The organism is Arthrobacter sp. UYEF3, from assembly GCF_040546245.1.
GTDB lineage: Bacteria > Actinomycetota > Actinomycetes > Actinomycetales > Micrococcaceae > Arthrobacter.
The window spans coordinates 46,081-65,270 of sequence record NZ_JBEPNK010000011.1; the positions used below are offsets into that span (position 1 = coordinate 46,081).

The following is a 19,190-nucleotide window of genomic DNA, read 5'->3' on the forward strand; positions in this document are numbered from 1 at the left end:
GTTCCCCGCCGCCGTCGCAGCTCCGGAGGAATCCTTCGACGCTGCAGAACGAAGCTATGGCTTCGCAACGATTTGATGACCAAAGACGCTGATAACCCCTATTATCAGCACCTGACCAGGAAAAGCGCCCCACACAACTAGGCTGAGGGTCGACGTCGTAAGGAGGCGCAAAGTGAACGAAGCAGAAGCCCTGCGCATGACCCTTTCGGACGTTGCCGCCCTCGCGCAGGTCCAGCGCCCGGTCGTTTCCATGTGGCGCAAACGCAGCGCCGGGTCTGCCCACCCATTTCCGGAGCCTGCAGCGCTCGACGGCGGGCGGGAACTCTTCGACGCCGACCACATCGCCGCCTGGCTGACCGTCACTGGCCGGGGCAATAACCCGGAGGCCGTCAACGATGTCGCCGCCTTCGCCCGGATGCCCGGCCCCGCTGCCGGTACCGGTGGCGGTGGCGGTGGCGGTGGCGGCCAAGGAAACACGTTCGACGCTCTCACGGCTCTATTGACCCTCAAGGCAATGACCGGCAAGACGCTTGGGTCACTGAGCCCGGACGAACTGCTGGACATTGCAGACGAGTGCGATCCCGATGATCTGTCCCTGTATTCGGAGCTGGAGGTCCTGGGACCGGCGCTTGCTTCCACGGCAGCATTCGCGGACCGGTTGGTGGACAGTGCCTACAACGCAGCCGCCGCCTTCGAACAACTACTGGCTGCACGCTTCCGGGCAGGGCTCCGGGAGCATTCGGATACCGCCCTCGCTGAATCCGCCGTGGGCCTGATTGCCGGGGCTGCCGTCGAGCTGGCCGCGACGCTGAGTGAGAACTCCGTGTTTGCTGATTCCACCCGCGGCGGCAGCGACCTTCTGATGGGCGTCGTGCGCGCTTCCGGTGAGAGTGCTTCCTTCACCTTTCTGACATCCGACGACGGCGGCGGCGCAGGCCGCCTGGTTCGTCGCCGCCTGCGCGTCCACGGCGTGGACGGCGGACAGATCCGGGTCAACCCCAGCGGCGAGTTCGCCGTCCAAGGACCCGTGGTCCATGTGGCACAGTATCCGTCCCCCGGCGCACCGGTCAGGGACGCGACGCAGATCCTCTCAGCTGTGGAACACCTTGCCCTGCAGATGGACGACCAGCAGCGGGCAATCATCATCGCCCCGGCGCGGGTTCTCTGCGATGCGCCGCTGGCCGGCGGGGCCGCGGACCTGCGTTCCGGGCTGCTGCGGACCGGCCGGGTACGCGCCATCGTCCGGCTGCCCCAGGGCCTGCTGCGCTCCAAGCCCCGCGAAGCCCAGGCACTCTGGGTGCTGGGACCGTCTTTCGCCGAGGTTCCCATCGCCGAACGCTGGACCATGGTGGCGGACCTCAGCACCCAGGACCACACAGAAGACGTCACGCAGGACCTGGTCGGCGACATCGCCGCGTCCATGGGAAACCGCGCCACGGTGCGCGCGCACTCCTTCCGCTTCGCCCGCCTGGTGCAAACCAGCGCACTGCTCGCCAGCAGGGGTTCCCTAGTGTCCATTCAATCCCGTGGTCCGGTCCGGAGTTCCAGCGCCGCGGAGGCAGCCCTGCGCGTGGAGGAACTCCTGCGCCTGCTCCGTAACGGCAGCCAAGAACCACCCGGGGATGTTGTCGTAGGCCCGCGAGATCCGAGCACGAAGGCGCAACCTGCCTCCGTCCAGGAACTGATCACGGCCGGCACCCTCAGCTACATCAAAGGGAACCGGCTCCATGACACCGATCTGACGTCAAGGACCGGGACCCCCGTCATCGGCCCCGCCGAACTGCTCCACCCGCACACCGCAACGCCCCGGCACATCAGCCTGCTGGACTTCGCAGCCAAGTACCCCTCCGGCCGCCTCACCCGGCCCGGCGACGTCGTCTTCTGCACCAGCCCCCGCCCCGCCGCGATGGTCGACGCCGACGGCGGCTCCATCGTCGTTTTCCCCGCCCGGGTCCTGCGGATCGACGCCGGGGACCCCGGCGGCCTGCTTGCCGACGTCGTCGCCGCGGACATCAACGCGCTGCCCGGCCGCGACAAGAACTGGCGCCAGTGGCGCTTGCGCCGCACACCGGATGCCCAGCGCCATCCGCTGGCCGCCGCACTGGCACACCTGCAACACGAACGCCAGGCAACCCGCGAACGCCTCAACCACCTCGAAGAACTCGCTAATCTGATTCTGGACGGCGTAGCGGGCGGAAGCCTCACCCTGATGGAACCCAGCAGTATGCCCGCCGCCTCACCAACCGAAGGAACCCGCTAATGCCCCCGAAGACGAAGTCTGCCCTCAAGGCAGACACAGTCCCGTCCACCATGAAGGAACTCAAGGACACGCTGTGGAAGGCCGCGGACAAGCTCCGCGGCTCCATGGACGCCTCCCAGTACAAGGACGTCATCCTTGGCCTGGTGTTCCTGAAGTACGTCTCGGACGCCTTCGAGGAGCGCCGCGCCCAGATCGTCACGGAACTGGAGGCCGACGGCCTCAACGAGGACCAGATCGCCCAGCTGATCGACGACGCCGACGAGTACACCGGCCGCGGCGTCTTCTGGGTCTCGGCCCGCGCCCGCTGGGACTACCTCGCGGAAAACGGTAAGGGCCTCGCCGCGGAAGCCGGCGAAGCCCCGAAGAGCATCGGCGAACTCATCGACGAAGCCATGGAGCTCATCATGGCCGCCAACCCGAGCCTGGCCGCCACGCTCCCCCGCATCTTCAACCGGGACAACGTGGACCAGCGCCGCCTCGGCGAGCTGCTGGACCTGCTGAACTCGGCCCGCTTCACCGGCCAGGGCGTCAGCAAGGCCCGTGACCTGCTCGGTGAGGTCTACGAATACTTCCTGGAGAAGTTCGCCCGAGCTGAGGGCAAGCGCGGCGGCGAGTTCTACACCCCCGCCGGCGTCGTCCGCGTGCTCGTGGAGGTCCTGGAACCCAACCGCGGGCGCGTTTACGACCCCTGCTGCGGCTCCGGCGGCATGTTCGTCCAGACCGAGAAGTTCCTCGAGGCCCACAGCGAGGAGGGCTCGGACATCTCGGTCTACGGCCAGGAGCTCAACGAGCGCACCTGGCGGATGGCTAAGATGAACCTCGCCATCCACGGCCTCAACGCCAACCTCGCCTCCCGCTGGGGCGACACCTTCGCCCGCGACCAGCACCCGGAGCTCACGGGCAATAACGGCGCGGACTTCATCATGGCCAACCCGCCCTTCAACATCAAAGACTGGGCCCGATCCGAGTCCGACCCCCGCTGGAAGTACGGCATCCCGCCGGCCGGGAACGCCAACTACGCCTGGATCCAGCACATCATCTCCAAGCTGGCCCCCGGCGGCAGCGCCGGCGTGGTCATGGCGAACGGCTCCATGTCCTCCAACTCCGGCGGCGAGGGCGAGATCCGCGCCCAGCTCGTGGAGGCCGACCTCGTCTCCTGCATGGTTGCGCTGCCCACCCAGCTCTTCCGCAGCACCGGCATCCCTGTGTGCACGTGGTTCTTCGCCAAGGACAAGACAGCCGGTTCCCGCGGGTCCATAGACCGGACCGGCCAGGTGCTGTTCATCGACGCCCGGAACCTGGGCTACATGGTGGACCGCGCCGAGCGCGCTTTGTCTGATGAGGACATCGCCAAGATCGCCGGGACCTACCACGCCTGGCGCGGCACTTCCTCTGCGGTTGAGGCAGGTCTGACGTACGACGACGAACCCGGCTTCTGCTACTCGGCCAGCCTGGCCGAGGTCAAGGCTGCTGACTACGCGCTGACGCCCGGCCGGTACGTCGGGGCGGCCGACGTGGACGACGACGGCGAGCCGATCGAGGAGAAAATCGCCAGGTTGTCCAAGGAACTGTTCGAGCAGTTCGAGGAATCCGAGCAGCTGGCACAGGTCGTGCGCGAGCAGCTGGGGAGGGTTTCATGACCACACCATTGGGGTGGCAAATGAAGCCGCTCTCTGAAGTTGTTTCGCTACAGCGAGGGTTCGACCTACCGCATCATGCACGACAGCACGGCGCCTTTCCGGTGCTTACGTCCGGCGAAACAGGCGGCTTCCACGACGAAGGTCCGATCAAAGGACCTGGCGTCACCATAGGGCGAGCGACGAACCTTGGCCAGCCCAAGTGGTCAGATGGGGATTTCTGGCCCCACAACACCACAATGTTCGTAACAGACTTCATGGGAAACCTGCCCCGATGGGTCTTTCACTTCTTTGAGAACACCGACCTCGCCGGATATGATTCCGGCTCGGTGCAGCCTATGTTGAACCGAAACTACATCGCGCAGGTTCCTGTGCTTGTGCCCCCACTAGACGAACAGCAGGCGATTGCGGAGGTGCTGGCGGCGCTCGACGACAAGATCGCTGCCAACATCACACTCGCAGAAACCGCAGACAAACTTGCGTCAGCCGAGTTCCACCAGCGAGCTAGGAACCTCCCATTTGCCGAACAATCGTTTGGCGACGTTGCAAAGGTAAGCGGTGGCGGGACTCCGAGTACCTCGGTCCTCGAATTCTGGAACGGAAATGTGTTGTGGGCGACCCCAACCGATGTGACGGGGCTTCAGGGACCCTACTTGTCCGCTACCTCACGTCGAATTTCGGAGGCCGGCCTACAGGCCTGCGCCTCCGAACTCTATCCATCAGGCGCAATTCTCATGACCTCGAGAGCAACCATTGGGGCGTTCGCTCTGGCGCGGGAACCGATGGCCGTCAATCAGGGGTTCATCGTTGTTCAGCCTCAAGACCCTGATCTGCGTTTTTGGCTCTTTCATGAAATGCGGAGTCGTGTTGGCGAGTTTATTTCCTTGGCAAACGGGGCAACCTTTCTTGAATTGAGCCGCGGCAACTTCAAGAAATTTAAAGTCCGGCTTGCCGAGGCACAGGTGATGAAGGAATTTGCCGGTTTGGCGGAACCTCTTCACGCCGCAGCCGCGCACGCGCTGTTGGAAAACTCGATGCTGGCGGCCACCCGCGACACCCTCCTCCCCCAGCTGATGTCCGGCAAGCTTCGAGTCAAAGAAGCAAATAAGTTTCTGGAGGAAGCCGGCGTATGAATCCGGACCAGGGTGCCATCGAACCGGGAACACGGAAACACGCCGCTGCGTCATTTCCCGGCACTCCGGCGCGCAGCTCCATGCCGGAGTGGTACCCCGAACTGCTCGCCTCCGTTACCCGGCAGGTCGACACGGGCCGCTCGAAAGCCATCACCGCAGCAAACCAGGAGCTGCTGGCTTCCTACTGGGCGATTGGGCGGGAGCTCGCCGAGCGCGAAACCGAACAAGGCTGGGGATCCAAGGTCGTCACCCGGCTGGCGGCCGACGTCCGGTCCGCTTTCCCGGCCGCCACCGGATTCTCACCCCGGAACCTGCGCTACATGAAGAGCTTCGCCCAGTCCTGGCCGGACTTCCCAATGTTGCAACAGGCTGTTGCAACATTGCCGTGGGGCCACAACGTGATCCTCCTGGACAAGCTAAGGGACATCGAATCCCGCCGTTGGTACGCCGCGGCCGCCGTCGAGAACGGCTGGTCGCGGGCGGTATTGGTCCACCACATCGAGACGAAACTCCACGAACGCAGCGGCAAGGCGATCACCAACTTTTCGGCGACCCTGCCGCCGTCGGACTCCGACCTTGCCCAGCAGTCCTTCAAGGATCCGTACGTCTTCGACTTCCTGTCCCTGACAGAGAAGCGCAACGAACGCGAGCTCGAAACGCAGCTGGTCCAGCACATCGAGAAGTTCCTGCTGGAGCTGGGCCAGGGCTTCGCCTTTGTCGGCGAGCAGGTCCGGCTGGAGATCAACGGGGACGAGTTCTTTGCGGACCTGCTCTTCTACCACCTCAAACTCCGCTGCTACCTGGTCATCGAGCTGAAAGCCGTCAAATTCGAACCGGGCTTCCTCAGCCAACTGGGCATGTACATGGCCGCCGTAGACGATCTGCTGGCCCATGCCGATGACAAACCGACCATCGGACTACTGCTTTGCAAGTCCAAAAACAACCTGGTGGCCGAGTACGCGCTGCGCACCACGTCGATGCCCATCGGCGTCTCGGAGTGGAAGGCCGAGATCGTCGAGTCACTCCCCGAGGAGTTCGCCTCCAGCCTGCCCAGCATCAGCGAACTCGAAGCCGAACTTTCACACGAAATTTCAGAATGACATCCGGTCAACCAGGGGGAACCACCGTGACAGCAGCACCCGCAGTAGCCTTTTCCGAAGCCGACTGGGAGGGCATGGCCCTGGAGCTCCTGGCCGAGCCGCTCGGCTGGCGTCCCGCAGCCGGGCAGGAGATCGCCCCCGGCACGGGCGAGCGGGACTCCTGGGATGAGCTGCTGATCCGGCCCCGGCTCCTGGCCGCGCTGCAGCGTTTCAACCCGGCTGTTCCCGTCCAGTACCTGCAGCAGGCCCTCGCCGAGATCGCCTCGCCCAAGTCCAACGACGCCATCACCGAGAACCACCGCATCCACAGCTACCTGGTGGACGGCTACCGGCTCAGCTACATCGACTCCGACGGAAACGAGACGAACCCGACCATCCGGCTGCTCAGCACGGACCCGGACCAGAACGACTGGCTCGCCGTCAACCAGGTCACAGTGGTGCAGGGCGACTACAAACGCCGCTTCGACCTCGTGCTCTACTGCAACGGCATGCCGGTGAGCATCATCGAGCTCAAGAAGGCCGGCAGCTCGCACGCCGACGTCGCCGCCGCGCACGCTCAGCTGCAGACCTACCTGCGCGAGTTCCCGATGGCGTTCCGCTTCTGCGTTTTCACACTCGCCTCAGACGGGATCCAGGCCAAGTACGGGACGCCGTTCACTCCCCTGAACCACTTCTCGCCGTGGAACGTGGACGACGACGGCCTGCCCGTCGCGCCCGGGTACATGGTGGACGGCGAGGCCGTGACCGCCTTGGAGACCGCGCTCCATGGCCTGTACAACCAGTTGCGCTTCCTGCAGTTGACACACAGTTTCACCGCGTTCGACGGCGGCGCCGACGGTCTCACCAAGCGCATCGCCAAGCCGCACCAGTATTTCGCGGTGACCAAGGCCGTGGGCAGCACCATCGATGCGGTACACAGTAACGGTAAGGCCGGCGTCGTCTGGCACACGCAGGGCTCGGGCAAGTCCATGGAAATGGAGCTCTACGCCAACCTCGTGGCCCGCAGCCCCCAGCTCAAGAACCCGACCATCGTTGTCATCACGGACCGCAACGAACTCGACGGCCAGCTGTTCGAGGGCTTTGACCGCAGCCTGCTGCTGGCCGAGTCACCCAAGCAGATCAAGAAGCGCTCCGAACTCCGGGAAGAATTGAGCAACCGGACAACCGGCGGCATCTACTTCACCACCTTGCAGAAGTTCGGCCGCAGCAAGTCCGAGAAGGACGCCGGCGCCGAGCATCCGCTTCTCTCGGACCGCCGCAATATCATCGTGGTGGTGGACGAGGCGCACCGTTCCCACTACGACGATCTCGACGGCTACGCAAGGCACCTCCGCGATGCGCTGCCGCACGCGACGCTGATCGCGTTCACCGGCACGCCGATTTCCTTCGATGACCGCAACACCCAGGACGTGTTCGGTGAGTACATTGACGTCTACGACCTCTCCCGGGCGGTGGAGGACGGCGCCACGGTCCCGGTGTACTTCGAGCCGCGGCTGATCAAGGTGGGGCTGGCCTCGGCTATCACGGAGGAGATCCTGGACAAGGCCGCCGACGAGGCCACGCTGGGCCTGGACGACACGGAGCGGGCGCGCATCGAGGCGAGCGTTGCCGTCGTCAACGCCGTCTACGGTGCGCCGCAGCGGATCGCGGCGCTGGCCGCGGACCTGGTGGCGCACTGGGAGAACCGCCGCGCGCGGATGGGCAAGTTCATCGAGGCGCCGGGCAAGGCCATGATTGTCGGCGGGACGCGGGAAATCTGCGCGAAGCTGTACGCGGCCATTGTTCAGCTGCGGCCCGAGTGGCATTCCGATGACATGGGCAAGGGCAAGATCAAGGTGGTCTACTCCGGCACCGCATCGGACGTGCCCCCGGTTTCCGACCATGTGCGCCGGGATTCCTTGAACGCCACGGTAAAGGAACGGCTCAAAGACGTGGACGACGAGCTGGAGCTTGTGATCGTCAAAGACATGATGCTCACCGGCTACGACTCCCCTCCCCTGCACACCCTGTACCTGGACCGGCCGCTCAAGGGGGCGCTGCTGATGCAGACCCTGGCCCGGGTGAACCGCACGTTCCGCGGCAAGGAGGACGGGTTGCTGGTGGCGTACGCGCCGCTGGCGGAGAACCTTGCCAAGGCGCTGGGCGAGTACACCCAGTCCGACCGGACGAACAAGCCGGTGGGGAGGAACATCGACGAGGCCGTCGGTGTGACGCTTTCGCTGGTGGACTCCCTGCGGGAGCTGCTGACCGGGTACGACTGGAAGGCCGTGCTGATGAAGGGCGGACCCAAAGCATTCCTGAACGCCGTCACCGGTGCAGTCAGTTACCTGCGGAGCCCCGGCACGCCCGGGAGCCAGCCCGCCGACGGCGAAGAGACCCTGGCCGCGAAGTACCGCAGGTTCTCCAGCCAGCTGTCCCGGGCCTGGGCCCTTTGCTCAGGGTCCGAAACGCTGGCCGAGCTGCGGCCCGAGATCCAGGTGTACGAGGAGATCCGCGTTTGGATGGCAAAGTACGACGCGGCCGACCGGCAGGCCAGCGGCGAGCCGGTGCCGGAGGAAATCCAGCGTTTGCTGGGAGAGCTGATTGCCTCCGCAACTTCGTCCGGTGACGTGTTGGATATCTACGAGGCGGCGGGCATGCCCAAGCCGTCGCTGGATGACCTGACGCCGGAATTCATCGCCACGACCCAGCAGGCGCGAAATCCGCAGCTGGCCATCGAGGCGCTGCGGAAGCTAATCGCTGACGAGTCCGCCAAGACGACACGGAATAACGTGATCCGCCAGCGGGCTTTTTCCGAGCGGATCAGCGAGCTGATGAAGAAATACACGAACCAGCAGCTCACGTCCGCGGAAGTGATAGCGGAGCTGGTGGAGCTGGCCCGCGAAGTGGCGGCCGAGGGGCAGCGCGGTGCCCAGTTCACTCCCCCACTGAACTCCGATGAGCTGGCGTTTTACGACGCGGTGGCCCAGAACGAGTCCGCGGTGGAGGTCCAGGGAGAAGGGAAGCTGGCCGAGATCGCTCGGCAGCTCGTCGGCGTCATGCAGCGCGATGTGCGCACCGACTGGACGGTTCGGGACGACGTCCGGGCGAAACTTCGCGCGTCGATCAAACGGCTTCTGGTGATCAACGGGTACCCACCGGACAAGCAGCCCGAGGCAATCAAGCTGGTCATGGAACAAATGGAATCGATGGCGCCGCGGTTTGCAGAGGCCCGGCTTTAGCTCAACACTGGCACCCTGCCACGACTTACCTTGGGGGAAAATTGAACGTACTGGGCATTCAATGCGAAAAAAACCGAATCATTTGGGCGGTAGCGTCCGGTTCAACACGCGCCTCGGCCAACCTTTTGGGGGCCGGAAGCTCGGGGCCGCCCTCGGACGTCCGGTCAGAGCAGCTCCTGTGGGTTTACAAGGAAATCAGCGAGATGATTGCGACGCACGCTCCGGACGTGATTCACCTCAGCGAGGCTGAGGCCGGTCAGAGCATGAAAGCTTCGACGCTGGAACGGGCCCAAGTCGATGGCATCGTACTCGCCGCGGCCGCTCAGTCGAGAACACCGATACACACCTTCAAGTGGGCAACATTGCGAGCACGGTTCAAGGTGGGTGCGAAGGAACAGATGTTGGCCTACGTCGCCGAACTCGCCGTCGCGGGGGGTATTCCCAAAAGTCGCCTAACGCCGGTCGTTGCAGCTATAGCGACCATGGACGCGTGAGCCCGTGGCGTATCAGCGAATCAGGACCTTAGGGCGCGGCCATTTCGGTGTTGTTGAACTCGAGAGGGACCTGAGTCTGGATCGGCTTTGTGCGGTGAAGTACATACGCGCTGATGCTCTGTCCGGAGGTGTTTACGACCATAAAGAAGCAAAAGCCATGCTGCTGGCTAAGAACGAGCACGTAGTGGACGTCTTTGCAGCCGACGTCGTCAAGGGCCAGTCAGTGATCAGAATGGAATACCTGCCTGATGGCAGCGTGGAATCCAGGTACTCCGGGGCTGCGGTTCCGGTCCAGACTGCCATTCAAATAGTCGAGGACGCCTGCCGCGGAGTACAACATCTCCACACACAGGGGTTGCTTCACAGAGACATCAAACCTGCCAATCTTCTCTTCGACGCATTCGGGCGCGTAAAGGTCAGCGACTTCGGCCTTTCAGGGATGGCCAACGACCCGGAAACTCTTCCCAACATGGGCTACCTGAAGCTACTCCCGCCGGAGGCCTGGACGAGTGGCTCGTTCATCGACACTGTCGCAGGCGACATCTATGCCTTAGGTGGCACGGCCTACAGACTGCTAAATGGCGATGAAATGATGCACAGTTCGATCCCTGGAGACGGGAACATAGGTCAAGCGACTCAGATGGGCACATTCCCGAATCGGAAGCTCTGGCAACCATACGTTCATCTGCGCCTACGGAAGGCGATCATCTCGGCCATGAACGTTGATCCAAGAAGACGACCGGGGACGGCGACGCTCCTAAGGAACACGCTGGAAAAGGCCCGGCCAGTTGTGTCTTGGGCGGAGCACCCTGGCGTGCCCGACCGTTGGATAGGACGAGGCCCCAATCAAACCCACTGGGATGCAGCCATTGAAGGCGTTCACACCGAGTTCAGTTTCACCGTTAGACGCGGAAAAAACGAGCTGGCATTGCGCGAAGTCCGCGGCGACCGCATAAAGACCTCAAATATCCAGGATGCCCTGAAGCATGCCGGCCGGGTCCTTCAACGGATTGCACAGGATGGCGTGTAACCCACGGCAGAAGCAGCTTCGCAAAACGATCCGTTTGTGAGACTGAAGTGTGTCAAGGAATTCAGGTCGTTGGAAGGCCACTGACCACCTTTGTCAGCAGAGCGGGTTAGCCTGCTGGTAGGGCAGAAAAAGGAGATCTAATGTCCGCAGTAGAAAGCAATGCACGTCGGTTGCGCCTCGTTATCGAACTGCTTGCGGGTCATCCTGACGGCCTGCCGAAGACATCCGTCTTTCCAGAGGTCTTCTCCCGGATCCCACAGGATGAATCTGAGGCCGAACTGGTCAAGAGCGGCCTCTCACGCGCTGAGGCCTACATGACGTGGACGACCGTGGACCTGGTCAAGGCCGGTTGGCTCGAAAAGAGCGGCACGGGCCAGTGGAAGATCACACCTGAGGGCCGGAAGGCACTGGAGGACTATCCCGATGCGACGGACTTTGCGGCGGAGGCCCGTAACCGCTACAACGCGTGGAGCGCCCTGAGTAACGAACAAAAGCAGGAGCAGCTCAGCACCACCATCATCGCTGTGGACAAGGACGAGGAAGCGATCCGTCTGGCCGCGCTGCCCTTTGTTGAACGCGGACTGCAGGATGGTGATTCTGTGTTTGCCCCCGGCCGGGCAGTCTGGGGACAGGGCCCGGTGGATGAGCTTCGCTCAGTTTTCGTTGATGCCCCCGACCCCGAGACGGGGAACTTCGTGGACAAGCTTAAGGTCCAGATGACCGAGGTATCCGACGACGCCCGCCTGCTGATGGCTGAGCTGGTGTGTTGGCAGCTACTTCCAATCAGCGCCGGAACGATCGGCGAACGTGCCAAAAAAGAGCGCATCCAGACCCTCCTTAGTTACATGGATCATCCTGTCCAGATACCCGTGGAGGTCGCCAAAGCATTCAAGTCCGGCAGCTTCAATCCCGGACTCGCCATGAACAACAACCTCTACCCTGCGCTCGTGCTGATCATCCGACTGCTGGACGCCTGGCTCAAGAAAACCGAGACTGACAAGGAGTTGCTGCTGGGGGACGCATGGGCCTGGCGAGATTTCGTGAACGGCTTGCCTGGCCATAGTTTTCCCACGCAACGGAACTCACTGGCTTACATCGTCCACCCGCAGCTCATCACGTCGATTGTTTCCGAAAAGCATAAGCTCGCGATCCGGACGGCGTTTGTCGGTGAGATCGGTGAAAGCTCCTCGGACGTCGACCGTGACCTCCTGGCAATTATTCTGAAACTTCAGCAGAAGACCGGCCGTTCAGTGAATTTCTACGAGGAACCGTTCGCCCACGAGTGGAAGCAGCAGCCCGAAGTCGCCGCTGACCTGGACCCCCAGCCGGATGTCGAGACCGCAGATCCTGCCCAGGTGGGGTCCAGCCAACGACGCCGCTTTCGTCCGGTCGACGCCCAACTTGCCGACTCGCTGTTCTTCGATCAGGACTGGCTGCAAAAGCAGCTAGATCTGCTTGAACGCCGCGGACAGATCATCCTCTACGGTCCACCAGGGACCGGTAAGACCTTTGTAGCGATGAAACTCGCACAACAAATCGCTGGCGATGACAACTACACGGAAATCGTCCAGTTCCATCCGAGCTACTCGTACGAGGACTTCTTCCAGGGGTACCGTCCCGTCACCTCAGCTTCAGGGTCACTTTCATACGAACTCAAGGACGGACCGCTGCGCCGGATTGTGGACCAGGCCGTCAAGAATCCAGAGTTCAACTATGTCCTGGTCATCGACGAAATCAACAGGGGTAATCTGGCCAAGATCTTCGGCGAGTTGTACTTCCTGCTGGAATACCGCGACCAGCCCATCAAACTGCAGTACAGCAAGGACGACGAAGATTTTTTTGTTCTGCCGGCCAACCTCTTCCTCATCGGCACGATGAACACCAGCGACCGATCCATTGCATTGCTCGACGCCGCTATGCGCCGGCGTTTTTCATTCGTCGAACTCCACCCGGACAAACACCCCACCAAAACCGTACTCACGCGGTGGCTGGACCGCCACGGGCTGGACAACGAACCGGCCGCCCTGCTGGCAGCGGTCAACGGCAAGATCAGTAACACGGACTTCAGGATCGGACCGAGCTACCTGATGCCCAATGACTGCCAGTTCCATCCGGGCCAGCTGGAGGACATCTGGGAATACGATATCCTGCCCCTCCTCAGCGAGCATCACTACGGCGAACGAGTTGACATCGAAAAGGTCTACGGTCTCCAGACCCTCCGTAACCAGCTGAAGACCCCTCCGCCGGCCCCGACGGACCCCGTGGATTCACCGGCTGGCTAGCAAGATGAGATGGCTACAACTGCGTGAAAGCAGCATTCCCGAACGCCACAGCATTCCCCACGATGTCGCCACGGCCCTCAACCAGCTCGACATCGCTACCGTCACTCCGGCTGGCGGCGGCGACTGGACGATAGCCAACATCCGCAAAGTAGGAGTAGTCCAGGTGGCTGACTTCCAGATCGTCATCCACCCCAAAGTGCCGGTCGCCAGGCTCTTTTTCATGATGAGCTATTCTCTGGACCGTGAATTCTGGCGTGACGAGGACATCACCATCAGCAGCGACCCTGACAGCGATTTGGTGACCACCATCGCTGCCATGTTCCTCCAACATGCCGCCCGAGCAACGAGACAGGGACTCCTCCAAGGCTATGAATCCTACGAAGAATCCCTGCCCATCGTGCGCGGCCGCCTCAACATCCCCGCCCAAATTGGCCGCCGCGGCGGCCTAGCCTTCCCTGCGCAAGTGGTCTTCGACGAATTCACCGTCGACATAGCCGAAAACCGGCTGCTCCTGACGGCAGCCCGCCGACTGCTGAATCTGACGACGCTGCCACATCAGATCAGGACAGACTTACGTAAAATGACGCAGTCACTGGACGGGGTCACCACTCTGACCAGCGGCCACGAGCGGCCTCACATCCATTTCACGAGACTCAACTCCAGGTACAGGTCGGCCCTCGTCATTGCAGAGATCATCCTCAAAAACTCCTCTCTCGAACAAGACCGCGGAGAGATCACTACCACCGCATTCCTGTTTGACATGTGGAGGATCTTTGAAGACTTCGTCACCACCACCCTGGCCCAGAGTCTGGAGCACAGAGGAGGAACAGCCCAGTCCCAAGCGACCGGGACATATCTCGATGTTGGTTCAAAGGTGGCCCTCCGACCCGACCTTCTGTGGCACGACGGCGATCTTCCACGGGCGGTCATCGACGCCAAATACAAAGCCACGAAATTCGCCAACTACCCCAATGCAGATTTCTACCAGATGTTGGCCTACTGCGTGCGCTTCGACCTCGACACCGGGCACCTCGTCTACGCCAAGGGTGAGGAAGAACCCCAGATCCACGAAGTCCTAGGAAGCACAGTGTCTATCCACTGTCACGCGGTCGACCTCAACCAGCACCCGCCCGCCCTCCTGGAACAAATGTCACGGTTGGCCGAAAAAATCGCCGAACATGGCATGACAACACCCATCCGCTAAGTGTTGCAATCACCGCAAGAACCCAAGGTGCCCGAAACGCGACACCCAAATGTCTTCAAACCTATACGTTATGAGGCACTTTAGTTATGAGACGCTTCCTCGGCGATTTTCGGGCTGTTTGTCTCATCCTCCGCGGGGGCTGGATGATTGCCAGTCGCAGGGGCTGCCAGTTGGTTGGCTGACAGTAGTTACGGCCTGACGGAGTTCCGGCTGCCACCGCAGCAGATGGCAAGAAAGTCCTCCACCCGTCGGATCGGGTCACTGAGTGCCTCCCGCAACTTGTCATCCAACGCGCGGTCAAAGCCCGCTACATCTTCCCCCCAGGTATAACCGGCAAATGCCTCAAAGGCGAGGCGTGATCGATGGTCATTCAGCAGCTTTGTTGCATTGGCATATTCAACTCTGAGAAACTCCGTTGCCGCCGACTGGATGGTGATCAGGTCCCGGGCAGCGTTTCTTGCACCATGCCGGTCCCAGGGATCCTTGTAGGTCTCAAGCAGGCCCTGCTCAAGTCCTTCCTCTGTTGTCCAGAAACCGTTGAGAAAGAGGTCGTTCTGTAGCGGGGCCCCGCTCGCAATGTAGGCAACCTCAGTCTCCTGTCCGAATCGGTACCCGAAAGAAACACGAGGGAGCCAATTGAAACCGAAATCGATGTCGGGGAAAAGGTCCTTGTAGTCCGGGAATGCAACAAGGATGGTGTCCGCAAACGGCCGGCGACGTTCGCAGGCATCCGTGAAGACTTGGAACGTTGCTTCCGCGGCATCCTCGCCGGGCGAGGATTCTTCAACGGTGACCTTGTCGCAGAGTTGGGTCATATGTTCGCCCTGGCTGAGCTCCTCATAATGCAGAGCTGTTGAGATCGCGGCGTTTATGGTTGCGTAGAGGTCCAGAAAGGCTGCCAGAGCAGCGTCCCAAAAATTGTCGTCCATCTCGCTGCCGACAATCTCCATGAAATCATTGATGCTGGTTCCAGGCGCCGCGGACATCCACTCGTCAATGTCCACGTACGCGCCCTCCATGTCTTGGGCGCGGCCGTCCACGACTTCAACAAAGGTGAAGTCGTCAGGCCCGGATGCGCCGAGCAGCATGAGGTAGAACGCCCGGCCGCTCAGCGGATCCACTGCAAAGGCCCGGACCATGCGGGTCTGCCCTTCGACGAAGAAATCTGACAAACCCTTCAGCTTGCACTCCAGCACCTTAGCCGAGACGTCATCGGCGTCGGTGTCACCCATGTAGCCCATCGCTGGTTCTCCTGCTCGAACGGAATTTCTGTACAAACCATACTGGCGAGGACAGACTGTGAACCGCGTTGCGACTACCAATTGGGTCTCATTGTGCCGGTGAAGGCAGCGGGTGACGACACCCAGATGCTCAGCTCGGCCAGTTCGGGGACGACGATGTCTGGATAGTCAGGGTTTTCGGCTCGCAGCCTGACGCGTCCATGTTCGAGCCGGAGACGCTCGATGGTCAACTCCCCGTCCACGATTGCGACCACGACATTGTCGCCCGCGGGTGTGTGCAGTCAGCTGAGGATCAGAGCTACTCCGCCAAACCGATGCCAGGACGCGATCTCGCTACCGGCACTCGCGACCGTCTCGATGGCCATTTGCGCAGTCGCCACAACGTCTTGTATCCCTTGGGATGTGAGACGGTCCGGTGAGACAACAGTGCTGTCAGTTTCAGAAGTCGCCTGCACTGGATCCCGCGGAAGTACGGGGCGAGTGCAGAGGACTGTTGACATCGGGTTGTCAGAAGTCCCGTGCACTGTCATCCAAATCTTCAGAAGTCCCGTGCGCCAACCGCAGCAGCTACGGAGTTGAAACCTTGGCGGTACTTGTTGCCGGGACCCAGCGGTAGAGGGTAGGTACAGAGACTCCGAGGTTCTTGGCGACTTCCGTGGGCGGCGTGCCCTCGCTGAGGAGCTTTCGTGCGGAGCGGATTTTGGAGTCCGTCATGACGCGTTTGCGGCCACCGACCCTGCCTTGTTCCCTCGCCGCCCGCAGGCCGGCTTGGGTACGTTCGACCATGAGCTCCCGCTCCATCTGGGCCAGGGAGGCCATCACATTGAAGAAGAAGCGCCCGGAAGCGGTCGTGGTGTCGATCGCGTCGGTCAGGCTGATAAAACCAATGCCGCTGTCGCTTAACCCGCCGGCGAAGTCCAGCAGGTCTTTCACGCTCCGCCCGAGACGGTCCAGCTTCCATACGATGAGGGTGTCACCATTGCGTAGTTGGTCCAGTGCCTGGGCGAGTCCGGGGCGCGTGGCTTTGGTTCCGCTGATGGTGTCCTCATAGATGCGGTCGCATCCTGCAGCCCGCAGCGCATCGCGCTGGAGGTCAAGGTTCTGGTCCCGTGTGGAGACTCTGGCGTATCCGATGCGGTGAGTAGTCATGCGGGGCGGTTCTCTTTTCTCAAAACTCGATCCAGCCTTCATGCTCGACTGTACAGTTTCGAGAACTATTTATGAGAACAACGGTCCATGGTCGGCGATTGCCGTCGCAAGGACGGTTTCCCACGGAACGGCGCCGGTGTGCAGCAGTGCGGGGCAGGCACCACCATTCTCGAATCAACCTGTTCTTGAAATCCTTCGTTATCAAGAAGGCCGAGGGATGCTCCTCTCCGCGGTCGCCCCGGTGCGGGTGCGCTCCTTGGGCCTGGGGAATTCAGTCGAGAACTTGCGTTGGCCTGGGTTCTGGTTAGAGGTAGCTGCAGATGCGTTCGGGGTCGCAGGCGGCGGGGTCCCCGGCGGCTGCGGCGTCATGGAATTCGGCGACGGTTGCCCGCAGCGCCGTGAGTTCTGCGATCCGGGCGTCGAGGTCGCGGAGCTGTTTGGCCAGCAGGTCGCGGACGTGTATGCAGGGGGCCTCGCCGATGTCCCGGACGGAGAGGATGTCTCCGATCTGGGCCAGGGTCAGTCCGGCGGTGCGGCCGCGGCGGATGAATTCCAGCCTGCTGACCGTTTCCTGGGCGTAGTCGCGGTATCCGTTCGGTGCCCTGTCGGCGGCCGGGAGCAGGCCCCGGTCCTCGTAGAACCGCAGTGTCTTGGCCGTCATGCCGGCGGCTGCGGCCGTTTCGCCAATACGCATCATGCACCTCTTGTCCCGGGGAGCTCCCGCTTGACCTTCCAGTTTAGTGGAAGGTCACGAACGGATACAGGAAACCGTGCGTGCCGGCTTGGGACAGGGAACGCCGACCTTTTCCGGGTGGTCTTGAGTCCGGTGAGGACTCCACGGTTTCCTGTACCGGGGGGGCATGGGACTCTTGACCTTCCCCCACGGTGGAAGGTGCAGACTGGGGACGAACCCATACACGAGGCACTGTTTGCGGGTATTGCGGGACGGCGCTGCTGTACGACTTTGGAGGATTTCATGTCTGAACCAACACCTGATTTTGATCTGGCCGTCATCGGCTCAGGCGGCGGAGCGTTCGCCGCCGCGATCCGGGCGACCAGCCTGGGTAAACGCGTCCTGATGGTCGAGCGTTCCACCGTCGGCGGGACCTGCGTGAACACCGGCTGCGTGCCGTCCAAGGCACTCCTCGCGGCGGCAGAGGCCAGGCATGTTGCCCTGGACGCATCCGGCCGGTTCCCCGGCATCAGCACTTCAGCCGGGGAAGTGGACATGACCGGGCTGATCGGCGGGAAGCGTTCCCTGGTGGAAACGATGCGTTCGGATAAATATGTGGATCTGATCGCGGACTACGGCTGGGAGCTGCGTCAGGGCAATGCCGTGTTCGCCGGCACCCAGGACGATCCTGTCCTGGAAATCACCGGAGGCGACGGGGCCCGGGAATCCGTGAGGGCCGCGCATTATCTGGTGGCCACCGGCTCCGCCCCGTGGGCGCCCCCGATCGAGGGGCTGCAGGACACGGACTACCTGACCTCGACCACGGCGATGGAACTCGAGGAGATCCCCGACTCCCTGCTGGTCATCGGCGGCGGGTACGTGGCCCTGGAACAGGCCCAGCTCTTCGCCCGGCTCGGGTCCAAGGTGACCATGCTGGTCCGCTCCCGCCTGGCCTCGGCCGAGGAACCCGAGGCCTCGCGCGCCCTCATGGGTGTCTTCGCCGGCGAGGGTATCCGTGTCGTCCGCCGGGCGTCCGTGTCCTCGGTGCGCACGGACCCGGCCACCGGCGGGATCGTGGCGACCGCGGCCATCTCCGGCGGGCAGCAGGAATTCCGGGCCGCCAGGGTGCTGGTCGCCACGGGCCGACGGCCGGTCACCGAGGGCCTGAACCTGGCCGCGGTCGGCGTCAAGACCGGGGACGGCGGCGAGATCCTGGTCAACAGCCATCTGGCCAGCTCCAACGCACGGATCTGGGCCGCCGGGGACGTGACCGGTCACCGCGAATTCGTCTACGTCGCTGCTTCCCATGGTTCCCTGGTGGTGGAGAACGCTTTCAACCAGGCCGGCCGTGAGGTCGACTACCGGCACCTGCCCCGGGTCACCTTTACCAGCCCGGCCCTGGCCGCGGTCGGGATGACGGACAAGGAAGCCAACGAGGCCGGCATCCGGTGCGAGTGCCGGGTCCTGCCTCTGGAGTATGTGCCCAGGGCCCTGGTGAACCGGGATACCCGCGGCTTCATCAAGATCGTCGCCGACGCCGGCACCGGACGGATTCTGGGAATCACCGCCGTCGCCAAGGACGCCGGTGACCTGGCCGCCGCCGGGGTCTACATCCTGGAAGCCGGGATGACCGTGGAGCAGGTGGCAAACCTGTGGAGCCCGTACCTGACCATGGCCGAAGGAATCAAGATCGCCGCCCAGTCCTTCACCACGGACATCTCCAAACTCTCCTGCTGCGCCTCCTGACCCCCTACCCCCTCCACACC

Annotated in this window: 14 protein-coding genes; 10 read left to right on the forward strand and 4 right to left on the reverse strand. The window is 62.6% G+C overall.

Annotation, left to right across the window (positions count from 1 at the left end; translation table 11 throughout):
* Nucleotides 1–172: 172 nt before the first annotated feature.
* From ABIB14_RS09815 to ABIB14_RS09855, 9 genes are all read left to right on the forward strand, one after another.
* A complete protein-coding gene (locus ABIB14_RS09815; RefSeq protein WP_354235692.1) occupies nucleotides 173–2,260 on the forward strand; it encodes a hypothetical protein in 2,088 nt (695 codons plus the stop codon).
* Nucleotides 2,260–3,900 (forward strand): class I SAM-dependent DNA methyltransferase, encoded by a 1,641-nt coding sequence (locus ABIB14_RS09820; RefSeq protein ID WP_354235693.1) that lies wholly within the window; start codon nucleotides 2,260–2,262, stop codon nucleotides 3,898–3,900. Before ABIB14_RS09815 ends, ABIB14_RS09820 begins: the two co-directional genes overlap by 1 nt.
* Nucleotides 3,897–5,030: a restriction endonuclease subunit S gene (locus ABIB14_RS09825; protein WP_354235694.1), complete on the forward strand. Its 1,134-nt coding sequence runs from the start codon at nucleotides 3,897–3,899 to the stop codon at nucleotides 5,028–5,030. The genes ABIB14_RS09820 and ABIB14_RS09825 overlap by 4 nt, the downstream gene beginning before the upstream one ends.
* Nucleotides 5,027–6,130, forward strand: a complete 1,104-nt coding sequence (locus ABIB14_RS09830; RefSeq protein WP_354235695.1) for a PDDEXK nuclease domain-containing protein — start codon at nucleotides 5,027–5,029, stop codon at nucleotides 6,128–6,130. Before ABIB14_RS09825 ends, ABIB14_RS09830 begins: the two co-directional genes overlap by 4 nt.
* Nucleotides 6,127–9,351 carry a type I restriction endonuclease subunit R gene (locus ABIB14_RS09835; protein ID WP_354235696.1) on the forward strand — a complete coding sequence of 1,075 codons (3,225 nt, stop codon included), beginning with the start codon at nucleotides 6,127–6,129 and terminating at the stop codon, nucleotides 9,349–9,351. Before ABIB14_RS09830 ends, ABIB14_RS09835 begins: the two co-directional genes overlap by 4 nt.
* A gap of 41 nt (nucleotides 9,352–9,392) precedes the next feature.
* Nucleotides 9,393–9,845 carry a crossover junction endodeoxyribonuclease RuvC gene (locus tag ABIB14_RS09840; RefSeq protein ID WP_354235697.1) on the forward strand — a complete coding sequence of 151 codons (453 nt, stop codon included), beginning with the start codon at nucleotides 9,393–9,395 and terminating at the stop codon, nucleotides 9,843–9,845.
* 4 nt (nucleotides 9,846–9,849) lie between these two features.
* Complete coding sequence (locus ABIB14_RS09845) at nucleotides 9,850–10,875, forward strand: serine/threonine-protein kinase (RefSeq protein ID WP_354235698.1); 1,026 nt, start codon at nucleotides 9,850–9,852, stop codon at nucleotides 10,873–10,875.
* Between the two features lie 140 nt (nucleotides 10,876–11,015).
* Nucleotides 11,016–13,157, forward strand: a complete 2,142-nt coding sequence (locus tag ABIB14_RS09850) for an AAA family ATPase (protein WP_354235699.1) — start codon at nucleotides 11,016–11,018, stop codon at nucleotides 13,155–13,157.
* A gap of 4 nt (nucleotides 13,158–13,161) precedes the next feature.
* Nucleotides 13,162–14,361, forward strand: a complete 1,200-nt coding sequence (locus ABIB14_RS09855; RefSeq protein ID WP_354235700.1) for an McrC family protein — start codon at nucleotides 13,162–13,164, stop codon at nucleotides 14,359–14,361.
* 188 nt (nucleotides 14,362–14,549) lie between these two features.
* Here ABIB14_RS09855 and ABIB14_RS09860 read toward each other — a convergent pair whose 3' ends face one another.
* From ABIB14_RS09860 to ABIB14_RS09875, 4 genes are all read right to left on the reverse strand, one after another.
* Nucleotides 14,550–15,593 (reverse strand): hypothetical protein, encoded by a 1,044-nt coding sequence (locus ABIB14_RS09860; protein WP_354235760.1) that lies wholly within the window; start codon nucleotides 15,591–15,593, stop codon nucleotides 14,550–14,552.
* A gap of 83 nt (nucleotides 15,594–15,676) precedes the next feature.
* Nucleotides 15,677–15,856 carry a LexA family protein gene (locus tag ABIB14_RS09865; protein WP_502909641.1) on the reverse strand — a complete coding sequence of 60 codons (180 nt, stop codon included), beginning with the start codon at nucleotides 15,854–15,856 and terminating at the stop codon, nucleotides 15,677–15,679.
* Nucleotides 15,857–16,169: 313 nt separating this feature from the next.
* Nucleotides 16,170–16,751, reverse strand: a complete 582-nt coding sequence (locus ABIB14_RS09870; RefSeq protein ID WP_354235701.1) for a recombinase family protein — start codon at nucleotides 16,749–16,751, stop codon at nucleotides 16,170–16,172.
* Nucleotides 16,752–17,055: 304 nt separating this feature from the next.
* Nucleotides 17,056–17,445, reverse strand: coding sequence for a heavy metal-responsive transcriptional regulator (locus ABIB14_RS09875; RefSeq protein WP_354235757.1), 390 nt, complete (start codon nucleotides 17,443–17,445; stop codon nucleotides 17,056–17,058).
* Nucleotides 17,446–17,727: 282 nt separating this feature from the next.
* On the opposite strand from ABIB14_RS09875, the gene merA reads away from it, so the two are divergent.
* Nucleotides 17,728–19,170, forward strand: coding sequence for a mercury(II) reductase (gene merA / locus ABIB14_RS09880; RefSeq protein WP_354235702.1), 1,443 nt, complete (start codon nucleotides 17,728–17,730; stop codon nucleotides 19,168–19,170).
* The last annotated feature ends 20 nt before the right edge of the window (nucleotides 19,171–19,190 follow it).

Excerpts from the sequence above, each read along its gene's own strand:
- ABIB14_RS09820 (WP_354235693.1), top strand. The coding sequence starts at position 2,260 with ATGCCCCCGAAGACGAAGTCTGCCCTCAAGGCAGACACAGTCCCGTCC.
- ABIB14_RS09825 (WP_354235694.1), top strand. The coding sequence starts at position 3,897 with ATGACCACACCATTGGGGTGGCAAATGAAGCCGCTCTCTGAAGTTGTT.
- ABIB14_RS09830 (WP_354235695.1), top strand. The coding sequence starts at position 5,027 with ATGAATCCGGACCAGGGTGCCATCGAACCGGGAACACGGAAACACGCC.
- ABIB14_RS09835 (WP_354235696.1), top strand. The coding sequence starts at position 6,127 with ATGACATCCGGTCAACCAGGGGGAACCACCGTGACAGCAGCACCCGCA.
- ABIB14_RS09850 (WP_354235699.1), top strand. The coding sequence starts at position 11,016 with ATGTCCGCAGTAGAAAGCAATGCACGTCGGTTGCGCCTCGTTATCGAA.
- ABIB14_RS09855 (WP_354235700.1), top strand. The coding sequence starts at position 13,162 with ATGAGATGGCTACAACTGCGTGAAAGCAGCATTCCCGAACGCCACAGC.
- ABIB14_RS09860 (WP_354235760.1), bottom strand. The coding sequence starts at position 15,593 with ATGGGTGACACCGACGCCGATGACGTCTCGGCTAAGGTGCTGGAGTGC.
- ABIB14_RS09870 (WP_354235701.1), bottom strand. The coding sequence starts at position 16,751 with ATGACTACTCACCGCATCGGATACGCCAGAGTCTCCACACGGGACCAG.
- ABIB14_RS09875 (WP_354235757.1), bottom strand. The coding sequence starts at position 17,445 with ATGCGTATTGGCGAAACGGCCGCAGCCGCCGGCATGACGGCCAAGACA.
- merA (WP_354235702.1), top strand. The coding sequence starts at position 17,728 with ATGTCTGAACCAACACCTGATTTTGATCTGGCCGTCATCGGCTCAGGC.